The sequence below is a fragment of the Peptostreptococcus canis genome (assembly GCF_014229965.1).
GTDB classification, from domain to species: Bacteria; Bacillota; Clostridia; order Peptostreptococcales; family Peptostreptococcaceae; genus Peptostreptococcus; species Peptostreptococcus canis.
In genome coordinates this window covers 26,549-52,128 of sequence record NZ_JABGBW010000007.1, presented here as the reverse complement: position 1 = coordinate 52,128, position 25,580 = coordinate 26,549, and the positions used below count along the sequence as shown (strand labels likewise).

Here is a 25,580-nt window from a genome sequence, read left to right as displayed (position 1 = left end):
TTAATCCACCACCTCTATTTTTAGAATTCCTACTTTAGCCTTCTGTTCGGTAGTAATTTTAATATTATTTTTACTGTCATTTACTAAAAAATCCAATACATCTATTACATTACTCATATTAGCTAAAATAGAATAAAGCTTACTATATACTATATTTTCTTTACAAGTATTTAAATAATTATTTGCTAAATATGTAAACTCTGATTTAATATCTGAATTGGTTTTGATTCTAGCAGTTATATTAATGCTATAATCACTCATTGACTTGATAGTTGTTTTACAACCGATTGGTCTTGTAATATCTATGTGCTCTTTTACTTTATTAATAATTAACTCATCTACAACATTATTTTTGCCTGCTATTACAATTTCTACAGTTCCATTTCCATTTTTAAGACCTGTCGCTTTTGCATCAGTTACTCCATCTACTTCTTTTGCCCACTCTTCGTAATGCTCTTCATTTCCTGATGTTCCTTTATGCCTTTGAGTATGAAAAAATCTAGTATTAAAATCTTCATCACTTTCAATGTCGATTCCACCTACTAGATCATTAGCATTATATATTTTATTGAAATCCATATCATCACATATAAATTCAGTACCTGCTTTTATATTTCCCTTATTTCCTAATTGTGTACATATTACATATGCATTTCCTTCACCTTCATCATTAATTTGACCTGATTCAGATACTTCAAAGTCTATACCATTACATTTTAATTTTAAACCTATTGGTATTACAATTCCTTGTGTTCCCTCAAAAGTCAACTCTCCTGATGCAAATTCACCATTTTTTCTATCATAACCAAATTCCCATGCTCTTTTATCTAAAAATTCATTTCTACTATCAATTAAAAATATTTGTTTTTCTTCTTCATCCTTAATAGAATATTCTCTTGCGATTGCATTAGCAACTGTACTAAAAATAGCATGAGTTATTGTTCCTTCATATACTGGATAAGGAAGTGAAAAATTATCAATCATTGAATTTAAAATTTCATCTTTGCTTCTAACTTTCAATATTCATCACCTCATTTCCAAAGCTCGTAAAAATTTCAATATTAATTTCTAGTTTATTACCTTTTTTAAATACCCCTAAATTTTTGACTTTTTCTATATATGGATTGGCTAATAAACATTCTTCTATATATCTATAAGCTTCCGATTCTGTCAATTCTTTTGTATATTCAGATCCTATAAGATTTGTATGTTCGCAACCATAATCAGAACTAAAAATTTGATGTTTGTATCGTTGCGTTAGGATTGCCAGATACACCCATACTTTAATAGCTTCAAGGTTTTTTACTATTTTTATATCATCATTTTCTCTTAAAATTTCACCATTTTCAAAATTTATTGCTATTTCATAAGGTACAGGTAAATCTTTATCTTGATTAATAATGTAGTCTCTTTCCTCTCCAACAAATGGAAAATTATTTGTCATACATTCACCACCTTGTCTATGATAATAAACTTTTGTTCAACCTCTTGTTGATATAAAAGTAATAAAACTATATCACCAACTTTTAGTTTTTTTGCTTGTATACTGTGATTGTGCTTGTCAGTTATCTCAGTTTTATAGCCATCAATATTTGTTTTTGTATTTTCTAGAATTGATAATTGTTCTTCTCCAACCTTGCCTATAAAATCAGAATTCAAAATTAGAGGATTTACTTTTTCAACTTTAGCAAGAAATATATATTTATGCGATTCATCAATTATCAGTTTTTGTATTGCCTTTTTAAAATCTTTATATCCATTCATTATTCCCAGCACCTCCTTACATAATACTTTCCGTAAGTGTATAGCTTTTGTTTTTTAATTGGTGCTCCTTTTCCTCCCGAATTATGTACTATTTGACCATTTCCAACATACAAAACCACATGCCTTCCAGAAGGTGAATATTTACTATCCATTACAATGAAATCTCCGGGAAGTATTGATTTTAATGATACTCCCTTCCCGTTGTATTTTTGACTTTTTGTAGTAGTTCCAATACGTATTCCCGCTTTTTTATGTAAAATATATATAAATCCACTACAATCAGTTCCATAAATATTGTTACGATTACCACCGTACACATAATGCCCTTTACCGACTACTTTTAAAGCTTCTTCAACTATTATCTTTTGTTTTTGATTTACAAAATTAATACCGTTAATTCCTTGTATATTACCTCTTGTTATCTTTCCATGCACTATATTCCTTTCAGCTTCTGAATCTGAAGATACTCCTGAACCTAACTTCGAATTATTCCATTCAGTTCCGGTATATTTTTTATATAATTTTTTTACACCGGCTATATATTCAGCTACATTATTTCCATCTGATTTCGGAGCCCATTTGGCTATTATTTGTTCGAATGTTCTTTTTTTAGTATAAACATGTGATATCCCTATAAAATGAAATCCCCTTTTTATTCCTTCTTCTACAGATGAATATTTTCCATATCCTCCTTTTGTTTTTGGTATGCTAGGATCTGGATCTTTTATACCAAAGAAATTATTATTATTTTTTGCCAAGTTGGAATCCATATCTGCACCGGTCTCCGTTCTAGCAATAAGAACGAGAAGCATTGGATTAACTTTATACATATTACCGTACTTATAAAATAACTCTCCTTTGCCTGCTAGAGTTCCTTTCAATACTTTATTAAGCATTTCAATAGTAATCCCATGCCCCCGCTTGTACCTACTGTTGATGTTTCATTATTATCATCATTCTGTTCAAGAGTTTCACTGCCACTTTCTTTTTCGTCCATTATATTTTTAAAGTTTAAGCTTAAATTACATATATAACCTCCTGAATTCCATTCATGAGAATCTTCATCTATATAAAATTCGCCTATTAAACCGGTTTGCGGTTCCTTAATATGAACTTTATATCCAGATCTACAATTGTAATTACCATACCCTGTCAAACTACAAGTCTTATCTGCACCATAAAATTCATTATTAATTATGTCTTTATTAACTTTTGATTTATCATCTACTTCCAAGATTTTATTTTTCAATAAATGAAAAACTTTTGTCAGTTCTTTATTTACATGTTGAGATATTTTATTGCCATTTTTATCTACTACTGATACCGTATTTACTAGCTCTTCTATATTAATACCATATTCAGCATTAGTTATATTGCTATCGCTATCAAAACCAATTGTAAGCGCCTTACCTCTTTCTATAATATTGATACTTCTTAAATTTATATCCATCATATATTTTTTCTTATTTTGACGAGATGCTAACGTATAAAAAGTCATTATAATATCATAAGCACTTGTATCTCTAAAATATCTAGTAAGTTTTATATTTGTTTTTGCAATAGAATTTATATTTAATCTGCATTCTTTAATAATTTCTTTCGCCACTTGTTCAGGTGTTTTATTCACAAAATTTTTATTAAATTTTGCAGTTCCTAATATAAAGCCTACATCTTTAGCAATGATTTTAAATACTCCATTCTCCTCCTTGCTAATGTCGACTATATTACCTCTATATATTTCTTTTCCACCATCAACGTAAAAACATACACTAGATCCTTCTTTTATTCCTATTTGTTCTATCTGACTATCTACAACGCTTTGAAATAATTCTGTTTCAAGTGTCCTTGAAACAGAATCTACATTTCCTGTTATTCTAACATAAGGCACTAGATTAGTTATATCCCAATACTTGCCACCTTGTATATAAACTCTTAATATAACATTATTTTGCACTTACGGAATCACCAACTTCCAATTTGTATAAATAACATTAGATTTCTTTAAACTAGGATAATTTTTCTGATTTTCAACATTATTTTTGATTATCTTATATTTCGCCCCATTTTTATAATATTTATGTGCTATATCCCAAAGACAATCATTTTTTTTAACAATATGTATTTTTCTATTATTTTCCAGTGGAAAATCAGGCCTTTTCTTGAGATTATAAGGTTTATTTCTATGATGAACTTTATCACCCGCTCCGTGATTAACCTTTGGATCAGGAGGTGTCCAGCTTACCGGCTTAGGTGGATTATATTCAATAATTCCCAGTGTAAAATATATATCTCCTGTTGCATCTTCTGTTCCACGCTTAAATTCAGTTATTTTAATACTCATATTGATTTCTGATTCAGTTACTATATATCTAATTTCTGATTGTGATTTTGCTATTTCTTCGATAATTCTTACACATTCAATAGGTTCTGGAAAATCATAGAAATCAAGATATGTTCGTTCCTTATCAGCCGGAAAATGAGAAGATAAAGATGTTCTTTTTAAGTCAGAACCTGCATACATAGATATCTCTTCTCCATTAACCAATCTTTCTGTTATAATATTATAGCTTTTATTAACTTCAATATCTTCAGGTACAAGAGGAAATCTAAAAGTTATATTTTTAGTTTTCAACCATGCTTCCATTTTTATCTCCTTTTTAAACTGCAAATATTATTTTTTTTGCTATTTCTTTTGCCACTTCTTCTGAATCTGCTTTTTCTTTAATTTTTAATACATCCGCTATTTTTGCTATTTTAACATTCACAATTTTATTAGTTTTGGAATAGTTTCCTTTTCGATATTCATCTGCCTGTCTTTTTGTTAAAACCATCTCATCTTTATGAAGCACTGCCTTATAATTATCAAAAGGTATTCTATTTCTTCCGGTTCTATGCTCACCATCTACATTTCCATGTCTCACTAAATTAACAGTTCCTTTTATCGGATTTCTTAAGAATCGTTTAAGTCTACTCCATGATTTTTTTACTCCTTCTACTACTTTATTGAATTTACTTGCTGTCGCAGTAATTTTACCTTGTATAGCCCTGCCTACAGAAGCTTTTAAGCTATTCCAACTCTTCTTAGCACGATTAACCGCATTGTGAAATGGTTTAGATAGTAATTTAATTGTTACTTTAACTGGAATCTTCATAAAAGCTGTAAAAGCTCTCCAGATACCTTTTATAACTTTTATTCCTCCGGATACAATTTTCTTAAGTCCATCAAATGCTTTTTTCCAATCTCCTGTAAACACACCCACAATAAATTGTATAACACCTGATAAAAATTCAATAAGCCCACTAAAAATATTAATTATACCTAGTATCTTTTCTCCTGCGACTGCAAAAAGATATTTAAAAGCAAATAATAAAACTTCACCAAGTAGCTTTGCAATTGGAACTACTATAGCTTTTATAACCCCAAATAGCTCCATAAATAGCTCACCTAAAAAAATTAAAACGGGTTGTGCTTGTTTTAATAAATCTATTATTTTCTCTTTAAGTTCATTAATGGTCTTTTTTATATTATTAATACCTATAGTCGAATCGATAAACTCTAAAAATTTATCTTTAACTTTTCCAATAATTTCTTTAACCTTATCCCAGTTTTTATAGAGTAGATATCCAGCCGCTACAATTGCTATAATACCTGCTATTACTCCTACACTAACTAAAGATAATCCCATAAAAAACCTTATTAGTCTTGCACCTGTAAGCAACATATCGCCTATGGTTTTTAAAAACATTCCAATACCAATATTTAATAAACCAAATACACTCATGAATATTACTATTCTAGCAACTATTCTTATTATCGTAGGATTTATTTTTTGTAAAGATTTTACTAGATCTGTAATGTTTTTTATACCATTTCTTGCCATTGGTTTTAATGCATCTGAAATATGAATTAATGATGCTTCCCAAGTACTTTTAAGAGCATCTATATCTCCCGATAAATTGTTTGCCATAGTCTTTGCCATTTTGTCTAATGCACCATTTGATTTATTAATTTTGCCGGTTAGCGAATCAAATGTACCTCCCATTCCATCAAGTAATATTTTCAGATCATTGGAATATTGTTTTCCACCAATCATTTGTATATAGCGATTCTTTTCTGCTTCACTCAATTTATCTGTTTTTAATTTCAATTCTTTCAATACATCAATTTTTGATCGCATTTTTCCATTTGAATCAGCCACGTTTATTCCTAAAGCTTTCATAGCTTTACCGGCTTCCGCTCCTGTCGAATTTAGATTCATAAATATTCTTGATAAAGATGTTCCAGCTTCACTACCTTTAATACCTGCATTTGCTAGTATAGCAAGTAAACCATTTGTTTGTTCCATTGACATATTTGCGGTTCTTAAAGAACCCCCTGCATTAGTCCATGCCTCCATCAATTGACCGATATCTGTATTTGCTAAATTCGCAGTTTTAGCCACCTGATTTAAATATTTATTAGAATGTGATATATGGATATTTGCAGAATGCATAGAATCTGCAAGCAAACTCGAAGTTCTGGCCATATCCATATTGCCTGCTATTGCAGTCTTAACAAGTGGTTTCGCTAATTTTAATATTTCCGTATTTTTGTAACCTGCTTGTGCCAAATAAATCATACCATTAGCGGCATCCGATGCACTTTTAGATGTTGTAGCTCCGATACTTTTTGCTTTATCTCTTAAAGAAATAAATTCTTTTCCAGTTGCACCACTTACAGCCTTTATTTGAGACATGCTCTTGTCAAATTGCATACCTGTTTTAAGTGCCATACCTCCAACTGCTAAAAGAGGAGCATTTAGAGCTAATACGTTTCTTCCTAGTGATTCCATATTAGCGCCCGTTCTCTTTAACGTTCTGCCAGCTGTCATCATCTTTCCAGTATAACTATTTACTGCCCTTTCTGCTCCTTTTAGTTTCTTAGTTACATCATCTCGGAGCTTTAATACTGTTTCAATTACTCTTGCCATATAGCTCCTTTCTACATAATAAAAGAGCTATCGAATGATAGCCCTTTCATCAATTATATGCTTTTTCAATTTCTTCAGCTGCTTTTTTTCTTTCTTCTATTTCTTCTCTTAGAAAAGCAGTTGCTATTATTCTTTCACCTTTTTTCATCTGAAATGTAGAAGATGGCATAATTCCCTTTTCTCTAAACATTAGATACATAAAGTTCACTCTGCCATCTTCCCATATTAGTTTTTTACTTCTTCAACCATTTCATCAATATCTTCTGCTAATCCTCCTAAATCTGCTATAAAGTCTGATAACTTTTCTATCTCATCTTTAGTCAATAATTTTTTAATTAAATCCTTTGAAGTAGTACAACCAAAATGTTCTTGTAATTCTTTACTTCTAAAGTCTTCACAACCCAACAGTATCAATTTGATTTTTGTATCGAATGTTGATATATCAATTCCTCCATTAAAAGACATATTTAAAGTTGCTTCATCTAGTTCTGTAGCTTTTTCTGAATCAACTTCAATACAATTAAACTCTAGTTCAATTCCAACCCTTTTTAATTTCATTTTTAAAGTACCTTGATTTTTCTTGACTACACCTGCATCTATTTTCATTAATTTATCTACTATACTCATTATTTTTCTCCTTCTCTTTATGTCACTAATTGCACTCTTTCTATACTCTTTTCTCTTCCGATTTAAATAACTACCTCCATGCATAATACTATATTGATTCTAATATTTCCCACTCTGTAGCAGTAAATGGAATTTTCTCTTCTTGAATTTGTTTGCTTTGCCAATCCGCTAAAGTTGCTTTTTCTAGTATTGCATCATATAAAACAATTCTTTCATTTCCCAGTGCATCCGGATCATCTATATTCGAAATAATCTTTACTCTTGTAGCTTTGCCTTTTTTTAAATTTTTTGCGACTTTCATCATCAAAAAAGATAAAACTTTATTTAAAGTTACCTCTCCCTTTAATTCATATCCAATGAGTTTTTTATGTTTTGCCATTGATTTAGCTTTATTAACATCTCCAAATTCTGGTGTTAATTCAGCTTTAAAGGCAGTAACTTCTTGGTATTCTATATCATCTATCCATAATTCACCATGTGTACCACATAAAACATTATCTGTATTAAACATTTTTTATCTCCTTAACAACTTACTGTAACTTGAATATCTTCCATTGCATCAGTGAATTCAAGATTTGCTTTAATAAAAACATAACTTCCCGTTTTCGCATCCCTAATTTCTTTTTCAGTCCAATTTGAAGTATCTATATTTTTATCAACTTTCAAATACTTTTCTTGGGCTGTAATATCTATATCTACATCATTTTCATTTGTAGAACCTAGTATTACTCCTTTTTTAACAAGTTCAGCATTATACTGCTTTATACTTGTTATCAACAGCATTTTCTCATTTATTCCATTTTGAACTGCTCCCAAATATTTATTATTTATTAATTCTTTTACTTCTCTTTTCCACATATGCATTTTTGATATTATTAATATTTTTTTTCTTTCCTCTGACTTACCATTCATTGTAGTAATAGATGTTACACCACGCCCAAATCTGACCTTATCCCAATCATTATAGAGAACTAATTCACCTGCATTGATTTTTGTATCATATTCATTATTAGTTAATCTTTCAACACTTGCGACATCATCTAACTGTAAATTAGTTATTGCTCTTGTAAGTGGAGTACCGGCAAGTGCACTTGCTACTCTTGAAGTAAATAATGCCGGTGTAACTTCTACATTATTTTTACCACCCAAATTATTTAATATAATCTTTTTAGATGTAAAATTAACTACAAATTCTGAATCAGCTTTAGTATTTGATATTACTGCCTTAACCTCCATATTTCTTTCTTCATTAAGTATCTTAATCCAATTTACTATTTCAGTATTTTTCGCTTCAAATTCTGGAGCACAAAACCAATCAAATTTTATTCCTTCAAAGATTTGTAATGATGAATTAATAGTTTCTATATCATTACAAAATGCAATATTAATTTTATATGGTCTATTTATAGCTCCTCTAAAAACCATCTCTAATGCCTTATCACCTTCAGCAGATAACTTTATGGAATCTTCTTTTAGTTTTGCTTTTGCTTCTGATAAATTCTTAAAACTATATACATTTTGAGAATTTGCTTTTAGAAGTATTGCTACTGTACCTCTTTGAAGTAACCTTACTGTTTCCTCAGCTCTAGCTACAAAATCAATCTTAGTAGATTGTAGTCCCATCTTATACCTCTCTTTCTAATCTTTATAAATTTAATTTTAAATCTTCCATGAGATCATATTCTTCATTTCTTTCATACTTTGTAATGTATTGAGTTTTGAAAGTAAAATATAAAAAACCTTTTTCTTCATCTATATCAAATGAAATATCTTGTACATTCAAAACTCTATCTAAAACTTTAAAGTTCAATCTAAAACTTTTTTCAAGTTCATTTAGTGTTTTGAAAATATCTATCTTATCAAATTTTTTTTCCGGGTAATACAAAATTCTTAATCTCAAACTATTTTCATGTAGAAATTTATTGATAGCACTTGATTTTATTATTTGTATTTCAGTAAAAAAAATAGGCCCTCTAAAATTTTCATCAATTTTTTTAGAACCTACATTGACACCGGTCGCTTCCTTTAATTTTTTATTTAGTGCTTTTTTTACATCCATAATAGTAATCATTAAATCACCTCCTACCAATTTATCTCTCTATCAAGAAGATTATATACCCATTCTTCTATATCATCTAAATAATCCTCATTTAGCTTATCTATTGCGTTTTCTATAGGAAAGTATCCTTTAACTCTTCCAAGATGATGAGCTTTCCCACCATCTTTCTTTTTAGGACTATATAATACTAATTCATGCCCTTCTTCAATCAAATGTGCATACGGAACCTTTGAATCGACTTTTGTTTCATATCCATTTGCTTTTTTTTCTGGAATATTATGATTAAAAGAATCTTTAAGTTTCCCAGTTTTAACTATACCTTGATTTTCAAAATCCTCTGCGATATTTTTTTCTAATTCTGTAGCTTTTTGATCCAGCTTTTTTATAACTTCCTCCGGAAATTTCATTTGAATTTTCTTTAAAGCTTTTTCAAACTCATCTGCTCCCCGAATTTCAATTTTTACATCAATTTTAATTCACCTCTAAATTTTCTTCACGCTCACACATTAGCTCTAAATATTTTCTTTTGCCTAGTTCACATACAGAAGTTATTTCATATTCAAAACCATTAAAAATAATAATACATTTCCTATTTACATCTTTTCTAAATCTTATTACAATTTTTAAATATTCAGTAGAATTGATAATTCCTGTACTTTCCAATTTTTCATTAGCTCTAAGCTGTTTGACTTCTGCCCACACTTTGATTGATTTCAAATGACCTTGTTCTAATTCACCTAATTCATTAAGTTCATCAAGTTCATTTACTCCATTACCTTTTTTATTTACAGTTTTTTTATGAATTATCTCAATTCTTTTATCTAATTTACCTATTTGAACTATCATTTTTTCCCTTTATTAATCTGATGCATACTGCAATTGATAAATTAATGATTTAATCATTGTGCTTACTTTGTCATACCTGTCATTTTTGACATATCCCCTACTGTCATACCATTCAGATACCATAGTAAGCACAACTAAATCAGCCATGGATTTGAATTGTTCCTTTTTCATCTTTTCCTCGTAGTTATCAATTGCTTCAGAAAGATAAGAGTTTGCTGAATTAATTAAATTTAAAATCAGCAAATCATCTTCAACTATATCAGCATCTACTCTTAAATAGTTTTTTACATATTCTAAATCCACAATATCATCTCTTCCCCTAAGCTGTAGGTTTCTTCATTTCACAAAGCACTAGTGCTTTATCATCATATATGCCTAAGTCAAATCTCTCAATCACTCTTAACCAAGTTGTATTTTGCTTAAATCCGGCTTCTTCTGATTTTGCAACTTCAATTCCTTCTTTTTCATAAAAAGTCAAATATTCTTCTAAATCTCCTACATAGAAAGTTAAATTTCCAGTAGTCTTTGGTTCTAATTCTTCATCTGAGAATACTTCTATAATCTTACCTTTTAAATTTTTCTTTGTAGGCTCACTCAAAGATGGTTGTAATAATGGCAATCCTTGTGAGTCCTTTTGTCTGTCTAACCAGTCGAAAGACGTCTGATTTGTGATTATTCTTGCATTTTCTGCAATGGCAGGATCTATCGCTGTGTTTAATGCAGATACTAAATCATCTATTCCCTTTATTGTTATAGCAGACAGTTTTTTCATTTCAGTGATTATCTTCTTATTTTCAGTTCTTACAGCTGCTTTGACAAATTCTTTTCCTATATAATCAATAATATTTATATCAGTGTCCTGTAAAAATTGATTTGCTACCGGTATTAACAGTCCATAATCTTTTACATCCCATGATTTTTGTCCGAATTTTAGATCTTTTTCTGTTAGATCATTTAATTCTTCAAAATTAACGAGTTCTAATTTCGAATTATCACCTTCTGTGCTGTATTTCCCTGTTCTTGTAGTTACGTTTTTTACATTTACTAAATCCTTTAATGCTCTTCTTTTTCTTCTCAATTCTTTGATTTGAGTTTCATGTGTTTCCGGTAGTAAATATCCGCCTCTTACATCTTCTGCACCTACTATACCCGTAGCTCCTACAGAATTTTCAATCAAATTATTTTTAACATATTCGATTTCTTTTTCAGATAATTTCTTTCCATTTAAAGCCTTGTTAAATGCCTTATTTTTGTTTAATACCTCACCTTGTGGCTCATGTGCCTTGCCAGAATTAATAACATGATTCTTGTCATCTTCTTCAAGCTTTAACTGTATTTCTAATTTTTTATTTAAATTTTCAATTTCAGCAATTATATTATGTGCATTTTCAATATCGCCTTTATCTCTAAGCTCTTTCATTTCTGCTTTCTTACTTTCAATTTTCTTTTTTAATTCTACACTTAGTAACATATTTTTCTCCTTTTTTATAATATTTTTTTGATATTTAATTTTTTATAGATATAGTGCAATATCAATTTCTTTATTTTTTAGTTCTATATCTTCAATGTCATTATTATTTTCTATAGATTTTTTTATACTATCAGGAATTTTTGTATAATTTAAAATGTAGTTACCAACTTTATTGTCAATAACTACATCTTTTTTCACTGTATCTACTTTAAAATATTCTTTTGCTTTTTTCCCTGTCAACCATGTTTCAGCATTAATCATTTCATTTACTATATTAGCTTCTATTCCTTCATTAGCCTTTGTCATATACGTATTTAATATTCCTTCTTGCAAGGTATCTAATGCATCAGCCATTTTTTTGAAATCTTCCGCATCACCGACACAAAAGCATGATGGTTTATGTATCATAAGATAGGCATTTTCTGGTATTTCAATACTATCGCAACCAAATGCAATGATAGAAGCAGAAGAACCCGCCAATCCATCAACTATAGCTTTAGTGGATGCATTATGTCTTTTTAACATATTACTTATAGCAATACCCGCAAATAAATCACCACCTCCAGAATTAATGTATACATTTACATTTTTCCCATTAGCACTATCAAGTAAGGATCTTATATCAGATGGATATGTATCCAAATCTTCTCCCCATGTCCAACCTTTCCATCTATCATCAACTATATCACCTACTACATATATATCAGTAGATTCAGTATTATTCACTACTCTTATCATTTTTTTTACCTCCTTTACTTCTATTTTCATATGCCTTACCTATATTATGTAAATCAACATAGGATCCATTAACCATTATTACATCACCATTTTCAATTTTAGGCATTCCTAGATAATTTCTAGCTTCATTAATAGTGTAAATTGAACCTGATGTTAATCTATTTAGTGATTCAGCCTGTGTCTTTAGATCACCTCTTAATATAGTTGCAATATTAAATTCAAAATGATATCCCTTACTTCTTTCTTCATCAGTTAGAAGTTTATAATTAAATTCTTCTTCATAGTGAGTAAGAATATATAAAAGAGTATCAACATAATAAGTTAAATTTTGCATTTCAGAATTAGCGTAACTTGACTTTTCATAATCATTTAAATGATTTGGTTTTGCTCCAAATGCTGCTGCAATTTGAAGTGAGTTATATTTTTTTAATTCATAAAATTGGCTATCTGTAAGTTTCAAATCAAGTGGAACTAAATCCATTCCAAGCGGTATAGGAATTATCCTCTCATGGCTATCATTACTAGCAAATTCAGCAATTTCTTTAACCAATTTCTCTTTCTTATCCTTGTTAAAATCACCCACATATTTAATAATTGCATTCGCTGTCAATCCATTTTTATATAAATTGTCTAAATATCTTTGAGATTCTTTTGCACTTCCAATTGTACTCGCTAAAGTTTCTCTTACCGATTTACCTACTAAACCATCTCTACCTATTCCACCTTTGAAATGGAGTATCTCCTCTGGTTTAAAATAATATATCTTACCACTTTGAAAATATTGGTAAATATAACTAGAATTAATTCTAATATCTCTAGTATCATCAATTAATATCTTCATATTTTCAGGTCTAAGTGGTAAAATATCAACTAATTTAGCTCCTTTATAATTCAAGTATGCATATGCATTTCCAAAATGATTTCTATTAAACTCTAGTAATGTCTTAAACGTACTTGGACACATAAAACAATTTGGTCTTATTGCCAGTAATTTTAATGCTTCATGATCAGTAATTTTTTTTCCATCACCATCTTTTAAGTGTATTGATAATTTCCCAAGAGATTCGCTCAATACTTTCATGCAAATAAAATAGGTGACCTCTGATAAATCATTAGTCACACTTAAATTTTTTCTTTTAAAAAAATTATTTATTTCAGATAATTTTATATTAGAGTTCTCATTTTCTTTATTGAAAAATTTATTAATTATTCCCATTAGTTTCCTTTCTTAAATTTACTTTTTTTTAAAACTTTTCATTAAATCTTCCCAGTCGTCAAAATCATCATCTGCATTATATTTCAAATTATCTTTATTAATAAAATATAGTTTCCATGCATCTATAACTGCATCTATTGGATCTATTCTCCCTGTAGTTATTTTCTTTTCTATTTTAGTTTCACCAAAACTATTTTTAGTTGTAATCGCATTAGAACATGACCAGCTAAATAGTTCATCTTTCTCATCATATTCAATCCCTAATGCATCTACAGTTAATTTAAAATCTATTGTTGCATCTGACAAACTCCTTGCAGATTGCGTTATTTCAGTTAAATCACACCCTAGAAACTCCAAGTCACTTATAAAAGCACCCGCATTATGCGGATCATAACCACAATCAATGAATTTCAACTTGTACTCTTCTTTAATTTTTCTTAGATAAGCAGTTATAAAACTATAATCTGTCTTATATCCACCACCACCGGTAGTTAAATCTAACAATCCCATATCCGCCCATAATTGATATGGAACATCATCAGTTTTAATATGTTCTTCCAATCTCATGATAGGCATAAATGAATGATGATGTAAAAAAACTTTTTCATTTTCATTCTTTGGTGGAAATAATAAAACAATACTGGTTAAGTCACCTCCTGATGAAAGGTCAATTCCTAATATACAGTCTCTACCCTTCATATCTTTTAAAGATTTCCTAGACTTACATTGCATTAATTTCTTATTATCTAGCAATTGCTTGCCTGCATTTGTAACCCAACAATCTAGTTCTTTTGTAAGAAAGTTTACTAACTCACTTCCGCCTTCTTCTTTAGCATTTACAGCTTTTTCTTGAACGCGTTGTATCATTTCTTCATTTAAAGTATCATCATCATTCCACATTCTGAGAGGACTTGCTTTAGCCCAATTTCTTGGTTCCCATATATCATCATCTTCATCCATTTCACAAATATAAATAAATTGGGAATCCTTTGTTATTATTCCATCCAGTATTTTTTTGCACATTTGATATTTTTTATGACAAGCACCTCCTATATTAAATCCTGCGGTTGTAATAACCAATGTAAGAGCCGATTTAACATTTACTTGACCATCTAAAAGCAACTGATACATTTTAGAATTAGGATGTGCATGATACTCATCTACAATAGCAAGAATAGATCTAAAACCGTCAGCCGACTTTGTATCTCTACCAATTGCCTTTATTTCAGTACCGGTAACATAACTCTTAATTACTCTATCATGTTCCCTGACTTTATACATTTTATCTAACCATTTATCTGACCTTATAAACTTGGCTAGCTCGTCCCAAACAATATTCGCTTGATCTTGTTTTGTTGCGGCACAATACACTTTACCTAATTTATATCCTCTAAATGTAGAAAAATTATTAGCTTCCACTCCTGCTAAAAATGACTTAGAATTTTGCCTTGCTAACTGTATATAACCCTCTCTATATCTTAGTGCATTATTAGATTTTTTCTTCCATCCATGGATTGAACCAATAATAAAATTTTGAAATCCTCTTGTTTTTAATTTTACTTCTTCTTCACCTTCTGCGATTTTAAGTTCATTAGATATATCTATATACTTTTCTGCTTCTTCAACATCAAAATAGTAATCCCAATCACCTTCTGATTTTTCTAAATCATCAAGATGCCTTTTACAGCAAGCTGTTTCTGTATCACCTTTTTCTATTTTTTTATTTACAACTTTCAAAGCATATTCAGTTGTTCTATCTATAATTTTTTCAACATCAACCATATCATAAATACTTTAGAAAAGGATTTGTAGCTGATTCTTCTGACTTTGGGATAACAAGGCGAAGTCTATCAGAAGTGGCAAGCCCTAATTTAGAAGAACACTGCATAATAGTGTCGACCTGCATTTTTTTGATTTTAACTAGATCTTTTGTTTCGTCTTTTATAAATATTTCTCCCTCATCATTTACATCAGAAAAACCATACTCATTTATCTTTTTTGTGACTTCAATATAAGTGGCATATGCATCACAATAAATAGAAAGTATTGATAAGTCCATATTATCTATCAACTTTAAAGGTTCTGATTCTTCAACAACTCTTTTAAATTCTTTCTTTGCTTCTTTAGAAAGCCAGTTAGGTGCTTTAAGATTTCTCTTAACTTTTAATTTAGATTCTGCAATTTCTCTTTGCAGTTTTTTTTCTTTCCCTATTTTCCCTGTAGACACAACCGATAATTTTGGTGGTCTTCCAGTCTTGGCCATGTTCAACCCCTCCTTTCAAAAATTACTACACAAAAATAAGTGCAAATGTCAGAGTTAATTACTCTCTAACAACTACACTTTTATGGTACTAAAAAGAGCCTTTCAGCTCCTATTTTGTAAATTATTTTATATAATTACTTTTTATTTTTTTTTCTTCTTCTATATTTTCCACACACTTTTTAAAATTCTTAATAATCATATTTTTGCTATATTCATTTCTTGCGTCTAAATTTAAATACCTTTTTAAAAATCTATTATATTCAAGTAATTTCTTCAGTAAATATACAATTTCCACCTTTAGTTCTGAATAAATTTCCTCATATTTTTTTGCAGAGCATGGATCACAATAAGTATGACATAAAATACAAGCCTTACCATATATCTCTGATATTCTATGTTGCAATGAATCTATACAATCATAAATATTCAGTGACTTTTTCAATTCATATACAAATTTTTCTTCTTCTGAATCAAACGCATTATATATGTATGTCGAATTTTCAATATAAATTCCCAAAATACGCAATTTATCTATTTTTTCAAATGATTCATCGAACAATTTTTCAGTATACATTTTTTGCTCTTCTGAACTCTTGCCATACATTTCTTTATTATAATCTTCTTCTTTGAATTCTGGCATATAATTATTAACTACATCTGCTTCCTGTTTTTTATTATAATACCATAAAAATGCTAAATCTTTAATCAGCATACGTACTAAGCTTTCAATAGTATCTATTTCTTTATTCATGATGTTTAGTTCCCTAGACCTTACGATGCTATTTTCTTTTTTGCCATGTATTTTCTCTCGCCAACTAAATGTATATATAGCAACAATTACCCCAAAATATGGTGAGTAAATGCCCATCCATTTATCATAACTACTCGCATCTAACACTCCCCCATATTCTCTCCAATTTAGAAATACAGATATAAAAATAGGAATTGGTAGTAACATCAACATAACTAAAACCATTATACCTACAACGGATATTTTTTTTAATCTTTTTTTTATCAACACAAATCCTCCTTAATTATGTTATTTAATTCAGTATAACATAGATCGGTACTTTCTGGCATTTTTCCGCAGAAAAAGTCCCCCGCGGTCCTAGAAAAATTTGTTTCAAACTTTTTTTATATCCCCCTCCCTAAATCTTCTTAAAAATTCTATAAGTTCCCTAGCCTTAGCTATCTTGTACTCATATCCTTTATCATATTCTCTTTCAACTTCTGCATGAGATTTATTGCTAAGAGGTATTAAATAATCAGGATCAAGTCTCTTATTCCAATCTTCCTTGACCGGTATGATATGATGGACCATATCAGACGGTACTAATCTTCTGTACTTGTATAACTGATAGATATCTATATTATAATATCTTTGCTTAGTCTGCTTAGCTAGGTTCGTCCATTGAGATGATTTATAAAACTTCTTTGTCTTCTCATCTCTAAGCTTATCATATGCTTTATGTCTATCATATCCACACACCTTGCATACTTCACCGACCTTAACCTTAGCCCCGCATTTACATAACTTAGTCAATGCCAATATCATTACCCCCTTTAGATAGTACCCTCCCCCCTTTTGAAATGTGACATATCTATTATTCTGTAATATTTTATTTATCTATTTCTATATACCTTACACATATTGATTTATTAAATATTACATCAACATTTATATTCTTATTTTTAAACTAAATGTTACACACACTCATTATGTAACATTTTATATATAATTAAAAATAACTCATAGATTCATAAGCATCAGATATAGTATCTTGATTAATGCCGATGTATCTAAGAGTTATAGATGGTTCGCTATGATTAAATATATTTTGTAATACAGCAATATTTTTCGTTTTCTTATAATAATTATATCCAAATGTTTTTCTTAATGAGTGTGTTCCTACATTCTCAATTCCAAATTTTTTACATACTTCTTTAACTATTCTATACGCATGTTGCCTTGTAATTGGAGCATGTCCTGTTTTGCTATTTGCAATTAGATATTCATAATCGTCTTTATCTTGAATATAAATTTCCAACTCTTTCTTCAAAAATTTATTCATTTTAATTACTTTAAATTTTCCTGTCTTTTTTTCTTTTATCCTAATTTCTTTTTTATTTCTAACATGTTTCACTTGAATTTTGAGTATATCTGATATACGTAATCCTGTAAAAAGTCCAAGGATAAATAGTATGTAGTTTCTTGTATTTGTATTTTTTAAATACTTAATTATATCTTCTAACTTGTTATTATCCCTAATTGGTTCTACATAATTCATAGCATATCATCACCTCACTTTCATTGCGTTAAAAAAGGACTCTGATTAATAATCCCTTTACCTTACCTTTTATTTTAAATTCAATCTATTTTTTTGCATCAAGTAATCTACATATGCAATACCTTGAGTTTTATCTTTCTGACGTATTTTCATTAAAATAAGAATTAAAATAATAGTTGAAATTATAAGTATAATTAGAAATATAAAGTATGACTTCCAAAAATTTTCCTGAAACACATTTTTTAAACATACGTATAATTTTGTTGATATTTCAATTCCATTGTTGCTGAATGCAAATGATACAAGCGTTGAGATAATAAAGCTTGAAAATATACTATTTATAATCACTGAAAAATCAAAATAGTATAAATTTAATTTCTTTTTTTCCCATAAGTCATGTATCTCTTCCGAATAAATATTATTCACATGTTTATTAATTTCATTCAATTTCACTTTACTATTTTTTCTAGTACTTTTAATAACAGCTTCAATTAAAATATAAAAATAATACGATTCATTAATATAGTCTTGTGAATTAATATCCATTATTTTTTTCTTAATTCCTTTTTTTCTATGTTTCCCTTTAATAAATATTTTCATTTCATCCAGCCTCCTTTATTTTAATCATTATTCACTTAAACTATATCAAAGGAAAACAATTATATCAATATATTATAGTCAAATTTCTAAAAAATTAAACATAAAAAAGACATCCACCGCTGAATGTCCTTTTCTAAGAATAATAATTTATTAAGGAGGTTATTTTTGAACCTTGATTTCTTTTTCTACAATATCATAATATCATATATTTAACTGCATTTTACTGCACTCTTATCTAAAATATCTTGAAACTTCAAAAGAGCTTTTCCATGAAGTTTATAAATAGCTCTTATACTGTAATTTAAGTCAACGGATATTTTTTCCCAACTCTCACAGCTTATATACCTTTTTATTAAAAGTGTTTCAAGCAGATTGTCATCAATATCGCATAGCTTTAAATTGACATCTAATATAAGTTCAAGCTTTTTTCTTATTAAGTCATTTATTAAAGACTTTGTGTCCGCAATTTTGCAAACAATACTTTCTGTAGCATTTGTACAACTTGTTTGAACTTTTTCATTATAGCTTATTGAACAACCCTTTGCTAATGTATCTAATTCTAAAAGTTCATCTTCTAAAGTCTTTATATTTTCATCTATTTTATAAATCTTTTGTAAATACTCTTTAGCTACCATTAATACTCATCACCTACACTTAATTTATCATAAGTTTCTTTATTTACAATAATTCTACTCTTATTGCCTGCTTTATCCACTAGAATTGTATATTCTTCATTATACATTTCAGTAGTATGCTTTATTTCTCCATTTTCAATATATTCTAGCTTTTTTATCTGTGATGGATAATACTTCTTTTCTGCTACCCTACCTTTATTGTTACAAGCTACAAGAAGTATGCATGTCAGTAATAATAATATTAGTTTTTTCATTATTCCACCTCAATTTTTTATAAAAGTCTACCTATTTCATACACAACATTTACTGTTACAGAATTACCTGCTTGCTTATATAACTGACTATCACTCATTCCAGTTTCTTTTGCTTTTTCAAATGCCCAGTCAGGAAATCCTTGTAATCTCCAACACTCTCTAGGAGTCAGTCTTCTTACAACAAATCTATCGTATAATAAATTATTATGCTGAAAACTATTTGTTGTTACCGTTGGAGATATTCGATGAATGCCACCATGATTATTTCCTCTAGATCTTTGAATGATAACACCTTGATTACAAGATGTCGTTAGAGTTTGAGCTATTCCTTTACCTACCCTCCCTCTTCTAGTTTTACTGTTCGGGTGTTCAAAATTAATTGAATCCCCCTCATATGCTTCTGAATATCTTTTTTTTGTTGCTTCTTTTACTGGTATATATAAACTAGTTTTAATGCCTTTGCCTCCAATTAATTTTATTTTTTTTCCTTCTGTTTACTTTTAATAATGTAAGCCCCTGTTCCTTGTGCTTCTCCATATCTTGCTGTAATGGTATTTGTACATTCTCGCTCTCCAAGAGTATTTTTTTTACTACTTGATCTGATAGGAAATACTTTTCGTCCACCTGCTCCTCTAAGATGTCCAACAACGAACACTCGTTCTCTACTTTGTGGCACTCCGAAATTTTTTGAGTTAAGCAATTGCCATTCGACATCATACCCCAGTTCATCCAACGTTTTGAGGATTGTCTCAAACGTCTGTCCCTCGTTGTGTGATAATAAATTTTTGACATTCTCAAACAGCAAAACCTGTGGTTGGATTTGTTTGGCTGCTCTAGCAAGGTCAAAGAATAAAGTTCCTCTTGTATCCTCAAACCCTCGTTGATATCCAGCGATGCTAAATGCTTGACAAGGGAATCCTCCAACCAACATATTAACTTCTCCTCTAAGTTTTCTGAATTCTTCGTCTGTAATTTTTGTGATATCATTTCTTATAAACTCCCCCTCTTTTTTGCCGAATATAGCTTCATAGCTTTTCCTGGTAAATTTATCTAACTCTATATGTCCAATGCACTCATGACCTGCCATTTCAAGTCCGAGGCGAAATCCACCTATCCCCGAAAAACAATCTAAAAACTTCATATCTTGTTTCCTTATCTTTCTTCAATTAGACAGTCTAAAGCCATTCTATATCTCATTAATTCTTCCATTCCTGCCTTTTTGTAATATTTAAAAAAGAATTCAATTGTATTGCTTACAATATTTTGTATGTTATCTATATCTAATTGTTTTTTACTTTCATCACAAAGCTTTTTTATAGCAAAACTTATTTCGTTTCGTTTAGCATTTATTAAATCTATAAGTTCATCTATCATATCTTCAACTTCTGAAACTATACTATTTGTCATAAAATTACCTCCGTACATAAACAAACCAACGTTCTCTGTAATGTCTTTCATGAGCAATCCCGTATTTTTTGAATAGCGGTATCACTAAGTAAGCATCCTCATCTGATATTTTTGTATATAGTATTTTTCTTTTCTTATTTAGAAAATTTTCTTTATCATTTTCAAGTTCAATGTTTACCTGATTTTTCACAAAATCAACTAATTCTTGCTTATTTTTAAACGTCTTTTTCATATTCACACCTCCCCTTTCGATATTTTTCTATGTCTAACATACGACTTCCATCTATCATCACCCATAAACTCTATAAGCTCACCATAAAGCTTATAAAATGCCCAGTAATTACTCATTTTTCTATTATCTCCCAAAATCATTCTCTTCATTTATCACATCTATAATTTCGCACATAGCATTAACAACATCATCTATTATTTCATCATCATATTGTATAGCTTCACCCCCAAATACTTTTAAAATTTCATTATCTTCGTAAAACTCTCTAATTATCGACATCACCTTATCTATTGGATATTTAATAACTTCACTCATTTTCTATCACCTTCCAACCAGTTATATGCAGAGAATCAACCTTTAAATCTTGATCATAAAAATTGACTATAGAACTTTTAAGATCGACTAGTCCGCTTTTGCTAAAACAAGCAATGCCTGCACCTTTTTTAGTAATAAAATTTATTTCAATATTTAAATTTCTATCATATGCTTTTTTAATATCTTTTAATAATTTTTCTTTCATTTTTTATAACCTCACTATGTATGTTGGAGCTTCATCACTCCACAATATTGACGGAAATAAATTTATATATCCTTTTGATACCGGTGCCCATACATTCTTAGAATCTATCCATCTCCCTATCTCTTTCTCAGGTTTTGACTGAAACACATATACAAGCCCATCTTTATCTTTAGCAATCCATTTATATTTATGTTCTATTTTTTGCATTAGTTTAAGTTCAAAATCACTACACTTATTCAATGTGTCGCTTATTTCTATATCAATATCATCATCAGTTGCTACTTTTACGCTATTTTTGTATATTTCGCAATTCACTATATAAAAATCTTCTCCTATAGCATTAATTTCAACAAAATGTTTCCCTAGAAATCCGTTTTTTATGTAAACTGTATCCCCTGCTTTATATCTCATATATTATCCTTTCTATTTCACTAAATTTTATTGGCTATTAGCTTTTCCAATTCCTCATTTGAATAATTATTAGAAATAACCTGAGCAAAATTATGAAACTTTGATTTTTTAGTGTTATTGTTTACAACTTTCCAGTCATTTTTTATAACATTTATCAATAAACCAATATTACTTTTAATATCAGTATTTTCTTTATTTGATAGTTTAGACTTAACTACCAATATTTTTTCTTGTAAGTAATCAATATTTTTATTAACTGACTGTAATGTTTTTATAATATTAATAATACTTGAATCATCTATATTATATTTTTTCAGTAGTTGTTGAATTTCTTTATAACAACTTATCTCTAACTCTGTCTCTAACTCTAACTCTGGTGGACGAACGTCGGACATTTGTCCTGCTATTAATTTTTGTTTCTCTTTTTCCTGTTTAATCTCATTTCTATACTTCCTTTTTCTATCAGCTTCTGTACTTGATTTACCAATAAAATCTTGAATTTGTAACATGAACATAGTTCCATTATCCATTTTTTCAATTAGTCCTAAATTTGCAAAATGAACAAGTGCCTGTTTTATATCTCCTACACTGTGTCTCGTCACCGTTGATAGCATTTCAGGACTATATGGAATCCATTCATTCATTAAAAGTTTTCCGTTATTCTTCAAACTTCTTAAATATAGTTTTAAAAGGATATTCGAATATTTATAACCTTCCGGCAAACTTTCAAGATAAAGTATTTCATCAGAATCAAAGAAATTTTCTTTTAGTTTTAGATAGTAATATTTTTTATTATCACTCACATCTAATTCCTTCTTTCTAAATTTATTTATTTTTTGAAATTTATATGATATAATAAACTTGATTTTTTAAATTGTCGGCTTCGGCCGGCTTTTTTTCAGCTATTCGCCCATCTGAGATATTGAGCTACATACTCAATTAAAATTAATAAAGCAAACTTAAATGCTTCAACATAGTTCCTTACTTTTCTATCATCCATACATTATCCCTCCAAGCTATTTAATTGTCTTACTGAATCCTCTAGCGCCATTGGCAATGTATAATCTTCAACTATACTTAATGCAATATCATAATCTTTTCTCTTAATAGCCTTGTAGCTATCTACATCAAATTCTCTTTTAATCTGTCTTTGTAAGTCACTAAATACTTTCCCTCTTAAAGACTTACTATTGTACGCAGGAGTTTTTATTCCAATAAGTTTTATAACCTTTTTCCTTACTGCTTTGGTTAATCTTTCGCATTCTATATTAAAAAGCGGAGCATTATCTCTGAAATTATTAAAATCTTCTCTTAGTTCTTCTGTTTTATTGTCAACCATCAAAATAGCTTGCAATTCTTTACTCATATGTGGCAGTGTATATATTCCTGTTTTTCTTAGTGTTGGTAAAACTTCTCTTGTTACCCATTTTTTGAATCTTTTTGCACTTTCTAATTTACTGCCTAAAATCAAAGAATAAAGTCCAGATTCATTTATTATTGTCAATCCTCTGTTTGATTCAAAAGTACCGTTTTGGTAGTTTTGCCTATCATCTTCATCTACATGTCTGTTAATATCTCTACTTCCGTTTTGATAACCTAATATATTGGCTATATCTTTTCCTATAAACCAATATTCTCCATCAATTTCTAATGTTCTAATACATCCAAATTCATTGTTGTTAAATATTTGTAAATTATTCATGTCTATCATCTCCTATTCCATATCTTTCGTTAAAATACTGTCTAGGTGTACGCCCTCCAACAATTCTATATCCTTTTTCTTCAAGCTCTTTATTCAGTTCTCTTATAACTTTATAACCATAGCCTTCTTTGCGACCAGTTATAGATGCTATTTCTTGAGCTGTGATGTAATAATTCTCATTCATATTTATACCTCCTCTTTTTAATCATTAATATTTTTTTATAACGTTGTTTTTTAATATTCAAAATAGTTTTAATATGTTATAATTAAACTATCAGTATAGGAGTACTGAAATATTAAGAAAGGAGACCAAACAATTATGATTTTTACTGGTTCTGTAATTAAAGAACAAGGAGTAACTTTTGCGATAGTTCTTGTTAAAAACTCATTTTTAAATAATTCTTCAAGAGAAATAGAAGAATTTAGAAATAGTTTTCTCCCTGTTTTCGGTCAAATGCCAATAATATTAGCCTCACAAGACAGTAGAGGCACTTTTCAGTACCACGGTCGAAAAGATATTGTAAAATTTTTAGCCAATATTGACCCTTCAAGAATACCTTGGAAGGAATATACAACTCGCTAAAATTTTAATGTATCTGTATACTGAGATATTTCTAGTATTTTGTCCTCAGTAAGTTTTAATGACTCCATATTACTCGCAATAATATGGAGTTCTTTTCTGATGTTTTTTAACTCTTTTAAAATTTTTCTTAGTAACTTGTACATTCTTCTCACCTCTTTTCAACTTGATTTATTTATTCGCATTTATGCGATTTCTTTGCTAAAAAAAATTTCTATTATCTCTGAATTAGTGAGATAAAGCACTCTTGTTATTTTTTCAACATCAGATACAGTAAAAGACATTTGCCCTGTCATTCGCCTATAAAATGTTGAATAATCCATTCCTAACTCTTCGGCGAAACTCGTTAAGTTAAACCCCATTTCAACAATCTTTGCCTTCAGCTTATTTGTTTTTATCATCTTTCATCACCTCTTTTCTTTTTCGCATATACGCGATTTATTAATTAATATATTACAACTTTATAAGTCAAATGTCAATCTTTTTTTTGCATAAATGCGTATTATTTTTATTTTTTTACTTTTTATATTGCAAATATGCAAATTAAATAGTATAATTGCAATAAGGGGGGTGGTAAAGTTGTGTATATCTACTAGAATAAAAAATAGAAGAATAGAATTAGATATGACAGTTGAAGAGCTTGCAGCTAAAATCAATAAAAATAAAGCCACTATATACAGATATGAAAATGGCGATATAGGTAAAATGCCTTACGATGTATTGGAACCTTTGTCTAAAGCGCTAAATGTTAGTGTAGGATATTTACTTGGGAGTACTGATATAAAACCACTTTCAAAAAATGAAGAAAAACTTTTAAATAATTATAATAGGTTAAATAATTTAGGACAAAAAGAAGCGATTAAACGTGTTTCTGAACTAACTGAAATAGATAAATATACAACAACATACATTACTATGGCGGCTCATAATGATGATGCTAGTGAAGAACAAATTGAATTAATGAAAAAAGACTTTGAGGAAATGGATAAGTGGTAGC

40 protein-coding genes are annotated in these 25,580 nt (G+C 29.2%); 2 read left to right on the top strand and 38 right to left on the bottom strand.

The annotated features are described in order from the left end of the window. The 36 genes from HLB29_RS07760 to HLB29_RS07585 all read right to left on the bottom strand — a co-directional run bounded on the left by HLB29_RS07760 (nt 1) and on the right by HLB29_RS07585 (nt 24,187). Nucleotides 1-1,020 (bottom strand): baseplate J/gp47 family protein, encoded by a 1,020-nt coding sequence (locus HLB29_RS07760; RefSeq protein ID WP_185624607.1) that lies wholly within the window; start codon nt 1,018-1,020, stop codon nt 1-3. After that, a complete protein-coding gene (locus HLB29_RS07755) occupies nt 1,010-1,444 on the bottom strand; it encodes a DUF2634 domain-containing protein (RefSeq protein ID WP_185624606.1) in 435 nt (144 codons plus the stop codon). Before HLB29_RS07755 ends, HLB29_RS07760 begins: the two co-directional genes overlap by 11 nt. Continuing rightward, complete coding sequence (locus HLB29_RS07750; RefSeq protein WP_185624605.1) at nt 1,441-1,764, bottom strand: DUF2577 family protein; 324 nt, start codon at nt 1,762-1,764, stop codon at nt 1,441-1,443. Before HLB29_RS07750 ends, HLB29_RS07755 begins: the two co-directional genes overlap by 4 nt. Then, the gene (locus tag HLB29_RS07745) at nt 1,764-2,660 is read right to left on the bottom strand and encodes a C40 family peptidase (protein ID WP_185624604.1); all 897 of its coding nucleotides are present in this window, start codon (nt 2,658-2,660) and stop codon (nt 1,764-1,766) included. The genes HLB29_RS07750 and HLB29_RS07745 overlap by 1 nt, the downstream gene beginning before the upstream one ends. Beyond that, on the bottom strand, nt 2,642-3,718 hold the full coding sequence (locus HLB29_RS07740; RefSeq protein ID WP_185624603.1) for an XkdQ/YqbQ family protein: 1,077 nt from the start codon (nt 3,716-3,718) through the stop codon (nt 2,642-2,644). The genes HLB29_RS07745 and HLB29_RS07740 overlap by 19 nt, the downstream gene beginning before the upstream one ends. Further along, nucleotides 3,719-4,408: a LysM peptidoglycan-binding domain-containing protein gene (locus HLB29_RS07735; protein WP_185624602.1), complete on the bottom strand. Its 690-nt coding sequence runs from the start codon at nt 4,406-4,408 to the stop codon at nt 3,719-3,721. 13 nt (nt 4,409-4,421) lie between these two features. Then, the gene (locus HLB29_RS07730) at nt 4,422-6,734 is read right to left on the bottom strand and encodes a phage tail tape measure protein (RefSeq protein ID WP_185624601.1); all 2,313 of its coding nucleotides are present in this window, start codon (nt 6,732-6,734) and stop codon (nt 4,422-4,424) included. 49 nt (nt 6,735-6,783) lie between these two features. Then, the gene (locus HLB29_RS07725) at nt 6,784-6,942 is read right to left on the bottom strand and encodes a hypothetical protein (protein WP_185624618.1); all 159 of its coding nucleotides are present in this window, start codon (nt 6,940-6,942) and stop codon (nt 6,784-6,786) included. Between the two features lie 17 nt (nt 6,943-6,959). Next, a complete protein-coding gene (locus HLB29_RS07720) occupies nt 6,960-7,361 on the bottom strand; it encodes a phage tail assembly chaperone (protein ID WP_185624600.1) in 402 nt (133 codons plus the stop codon). An 88-nt stretch (nt 7,362-7,449) separates the two neighbouring features. Continuing rightward, nucleotides 7,450-7,872, bottom strand: coding sequence for a phage tail tube protein (locus HLB29_RS07715; RefSeq protein WP_185624599.1), 423 nt, complete (start codon nt 7,870-7,872; stop codon nt 7,450-7,452). A gap of 11 nt (nt 7,873-7,883) precedes the next feature. Further along, nucleotides 7,884-8,984, bottom strand: coding sequence for a phage tail sheath subtilisin-like domain-containing protein (locus HLB29_RS07710; RefSeq protein WP_185624598.1), 1,101 nt, complete (start codon nt 8,982-8,984; stop codon nt 7,884-7,886). Nucleotides 8,985-9,006: 22 nt separating this feature from the next. Next, on the bottom strand, nt 9,007-9,432 hold the full coding sequence (locus HLB29_RS07705) for a phage tail terminator family protein (RefSeq protein WP_185624597.1): 426 nt from the start codon (nt 9,430-9,432) through the stop codon (nt 9,007-9,009). An 11-nt stretch (nt 9,433-9,443) separates the two neighbouring features. Further along, the gene (locus HLB29_RS07700; RefSeq protein ID WP_330604444.1) at nt 9,444-9,872 is read right to left on the bottom strand and encodes an HK97 gp10 family phage protein; all 429 of its coding nucleotides are present in this window, start codon (nt 9,870-9,872) and stop codon (nt 9,444-9,446) included. A gap of 19 nt (nt 9,873-9,891) precedes the next feature. After that, on the bottom strand, nt 9,892-10,266 hold the full coding sequence (locus tag HLB29_RS07695; protein WP_185624595.1) for a phage head closure protein: 375 nt from the start codon (nt 10,264-10,266) through the stop codon (nt 9,892-9,894). Between the two features lie 12 nt (nt 10,267-10,278). Next, nucleotides 10,279-10,569, bottom strand: coding sequence for a head-tail connector protein (locus tag HLB29_RS07690; RefSeq protein ID WP_185624594.1), 291 nt, complete (start codon nt 10,567-10,569; stop codon nt 10,279-10,281). Between the two features lie 16 nt (nt 10,570-10,585). Beyond that, nucleotides 10,586-11,737, bottom strand: coding sequence for a phage major capsid protein (locus HLB29_RS07685; RefSeq protein ID WP_185624593.1), 1,152 nt, complete (start codon nt 11,735-11,737; stop codon nt 10,586-10,588). Nucleotides 11,738-11,779: 42 nt separating this feature from the next. After that, nucleotides 11,780-12,475: a head maturation protease, ClpP-related gene (locus tag HLB29_RS07680; protein WP_185624592.1), complete on the bottom strand. Its 696-nt coding sequence runs from the start codon at nt 12,473-12,475 to the stop codon at nt 11,780-11,782. Next, a complete protein-coding gene (locus HLB29_RS07675; RefSeq protein WP_185624591.1) occupies nt 12,456-13,691 on the bottom strand; it encodes a phage portal protein in 1,236 nt (411 codons plus the stop codon). Before HLB29_RS07675 ends, HLB29_RS07680 begins: the two co-directional genes overlap by 20 nt. 18 nt (nt 13,692-13,709) lie before the next feature. Further along, nucleotides 13,710-15,473 carry a terminase large subunit gene (locus HLB29_RS07670; RefSeq protein ID WP_185624590.1) on the bottom strand — a complete coding sequence of 588 codons (1,764 nt, stop codon included), beginning with the start codon at nt 15,471-15,473 and terminating at the stop codon, nt 13,710-13,712. Between the two features lies 1 nt (nt 15,474). After that, on the bottom strand, nt 15,475-15,954 hold the full coding sequence (locus HLB29_RS07665; RefSeq protein ID WP_185624589.1) for a phage terminase small subunit P27 family: 480 nt from the start codon (nt 15,952-15,954) through the stop codon (nt 15,475-15,477). 121 nt (nt 15,955-16,075) lie between these two features. Continuing rightward, nucleotides 16,076-16,975: a hypothetical protein gene (locus HLB29_RS07660; RefSeq protein ID WP_185624588.1), complete on the bottom strand. Its 900-nt coding sequence runs from the start codon at nt 16,973-16,975 to the stop codon at nt 16,076-16,078. A gap of 102 nt (nt 16,976-17,077) precedes the next feature. Next, on the bottom strand, nt 17,078-17,503 hold the full coding sequence (locus HLB29_RS07655; RefSeq protein WP_185624587.1) for an HNH endonuclease: 426 nt from the start codon (nt 17,501-17,503) through the stop codon (nt 17,078-17,080). 190 nt (nt 17,504-17,693) lie between these two features. Further along, nucleotides 17,694-18,242: a site-specific integrase gene (locus HLB29_RS07650; RefSeq protein ID WP_185624586.1), complete on the bottom strand. Its 549-nt coding sequence runs from the start codon at nt 18,240-18,242 to the stop codon at nt 17,694-17,696. A 69-nt stretch (nt 18,243-18,311) separates the two neighbouring features. After that, entirely contained in the window at nt 18,312-18,842 is a 531-nt protein-coding gene (locus tag HLB29_RS07645) for a hypothetical protein (protein ID WP_185624585.1), read from the bottom strand. 209 nt (nt 18,843-19,051) lie between these two features. Beyond that, on the bottom strand, nt 19,052-19,477 hold the full coding sequence (locus HLB29_RS07640) for a hypothetical protein (RefSeq protein WP_185624584.1): 426 nt from the start codon (nt 19,475-19,477) through the stop codon (nt 19,052-19,054). Continuing rightward, nucleotides 19,477-19,731: a hypothetical protein gene (locus tag HLB29_RS07635; RefSeq protein WP_185624583.1), complete on the bottom strand. Its 255-nt coding sequence runs from the start codon at nt 19,729-19,731 to the stop codon at nt 19,477-19,479. The genes HLB29_RS07640 and HLB29_RS07635 overlap by 1 nt, the downstream gene beginning before the upstream one ends. 17 nt (nt 19,732-19,748) lie before the next feature. Beyond that, the gene (locus HLB29_RS09815) at nt 19,749-20,057 is read right to left on the bottom strand and encodes a DNA cytosine methyltransferase (RefSeq protein ID WP_334298243.1); all 309 of its coding nucleotides are present in this window, start codon (nt 20,055-20,057) and stop codon (nt 19,749-19,751) included. A 149-nt stretch (nt 20,058-20,206) separates the two neighbouring features. Further along, nucleotides 20,207-20,872, bottom strand: a complete 666-nt coding sequence (locus HLB29_RS09725; protein WP_185624582.1) for a DNA cytosine methyltransferase — start codon at nt 20,870-20,872, stop codon at nt 20,207-20,209. An 11-nt stretch (nt 20,873-20,883) separates the two neighbouring features. Further along, nucleotides 20,884-21,138: a hypothetical protein gene (locus tag HLB29_RS07620; protein ID WP_185624581.1), complete on the bottom strand. Its 255-nt coding sequence runs from the start codon at nt 21,136-21,138 to the stop codon at nt 20,884-20,886. Nucleotides 21,139-21,142: 4 nt separating this feature from the next. Then, nucleotides 21,143-21,370 carry a hypothetical protein gene (locus tag HLB29_RS07615; RefSeq protein ID WP_185624580.1) on the bottom strand — a complete coding sequence of 76 codons (228 nt, stop codon included), beginning with the start codon at nt 21,368-21,370 and terminating at the stop codon, nt 21,143-21,145. Between the two features lie 123 nt (nt 21,371-21,493). Continuing rightward, nucleotides 21,494-21,685, bottom strand: coding sequence for a hypothetical protein (locus tag HLB29_RS07610; protein ID WP_185624579.1), 192 nt, complete (start codon nt 21,683-21,685; stop codon nt 21,494-21,496). Then, nucleotides 21,678-21,890 (bottom strand): hypothetical protein, encoded by a 213-nt coding sequence (locus HLB29_RS07605; RefSeq protein WP_185624578.1) that lies wholly within the window; start codon nt 21,888-21,890, stop codon nt 21,678-21,680. Before HLB29_RS07605 ends, HLB29_RS07610 begins: the two co-directional genes overlap by 8 nt. Nucleotides 21,891-21,893: 3 nt before the next feature. After that, nucleotides 21,894-22,301, bottom strand: coding sequence for a hypothetical protein (locus HLB29_RS07600; RefSeq protein ID WP_185624577.1), 408 nt, complete (start codon nt 22,299-22,301; stop codon nt 21,894-21,896). A 20-nt stretch (nt 22,302-22,321) separates the two neighbouring features. After that, a complete protein-coding gene (locus HLB29_RS07595) occupies nt 22,322-23,104 on the bottom strand; it encodes a phage replisome organizer N-terminal domain-containing protein (protein ID WP_185624576.1) in 783 nt (260 codons plus the stop codon). 200 nt (nt 23,105-23,304) lie between these two features. Next, a complete protein-coding gene (locus tag HLB29_RS07590) occupies nt 23,305-24,003 on the bottom strand; it encodes an ORF6C domain-containing protein (RefSeq protein ID WP_185624575.1) in 699 nt (232 codons plus the stop codon). Beyond that, nucleotides 23,996-24,187 (bottom strand): DNA-binding protein, encoded by a 192-nt coding sequence (locus tag HLB29_RS07585; protein ID WP_185624574.1) that lies wholly within the window; start codon nt 24,185-24,187, stop codon nt 23,996-23,998. The genes HLB29_RS07590 and HLB29_RS07585 overlap by 8 nt, the downstream gene beginning before the upstream one ends. A gap of 135 nt (nt 24,188-24,322) precedes the next feature. Between HLB29_RS07585 and HLB29_RS07580 the strand changes: the two genes are divergently transcribed. Then, nucleotides 24,323-24,586 (top strand): hypothetical protein, encoded by a 264-nt coding sequence (locus HLB29_RS07580; RefSeq protein WP_185624573.1) that lies wholly within the window; start codon nt 24,323-24,325, stop codon nt 24,584-24,586. Here the strand turns inward: HLB29_RS07580 and HLB29_RS07575 are convergent. Both HLB29_RS07575 and HLB29_RS07570 read right to left on the bottom strand, forming a co-directional pair. Further along, entirely contained in the window at nt 24,583-24,729 is a 147-nt protein-coding gene (locus HLB29_RS07575) for a hypothetical protein (RefSeq protein WP_185624572.1), read from the bottom strand. The genes HLB29_RS07580 and HLB29_RS07575 overlap by 4 nt on opposite strands. A gap of 39 nt (nt 24,730-24,768) precedes the next feature. After that, nucleotides 24,769-24,984, bottom strand: a complete 216-nt coding sequence (locus HLB29_RS07570; RefSeq protein WP_185624571.1) for a helix-turn-helix domain-containing protein — start codon at nt 24,982-24,984, stop codon at nt 24,769-24,771. Between the two features lie 169 nt (nt 24,985-25,153). On the opposite strand from HLB29_RS07570, the gene HLB29_RS07565 reads away from it, so the two are divergent. Further along, entirely contained in the window at nt 25,154-25,579 is a 426-nt protein-coding gene (locus tag HLB29_RS07565; protein ID WP_185624570.1) for a helix-turn-helix domain-containing protein, read from the top strand. Nucleotide 25,580: the final 1 nt, after the last annotated feature.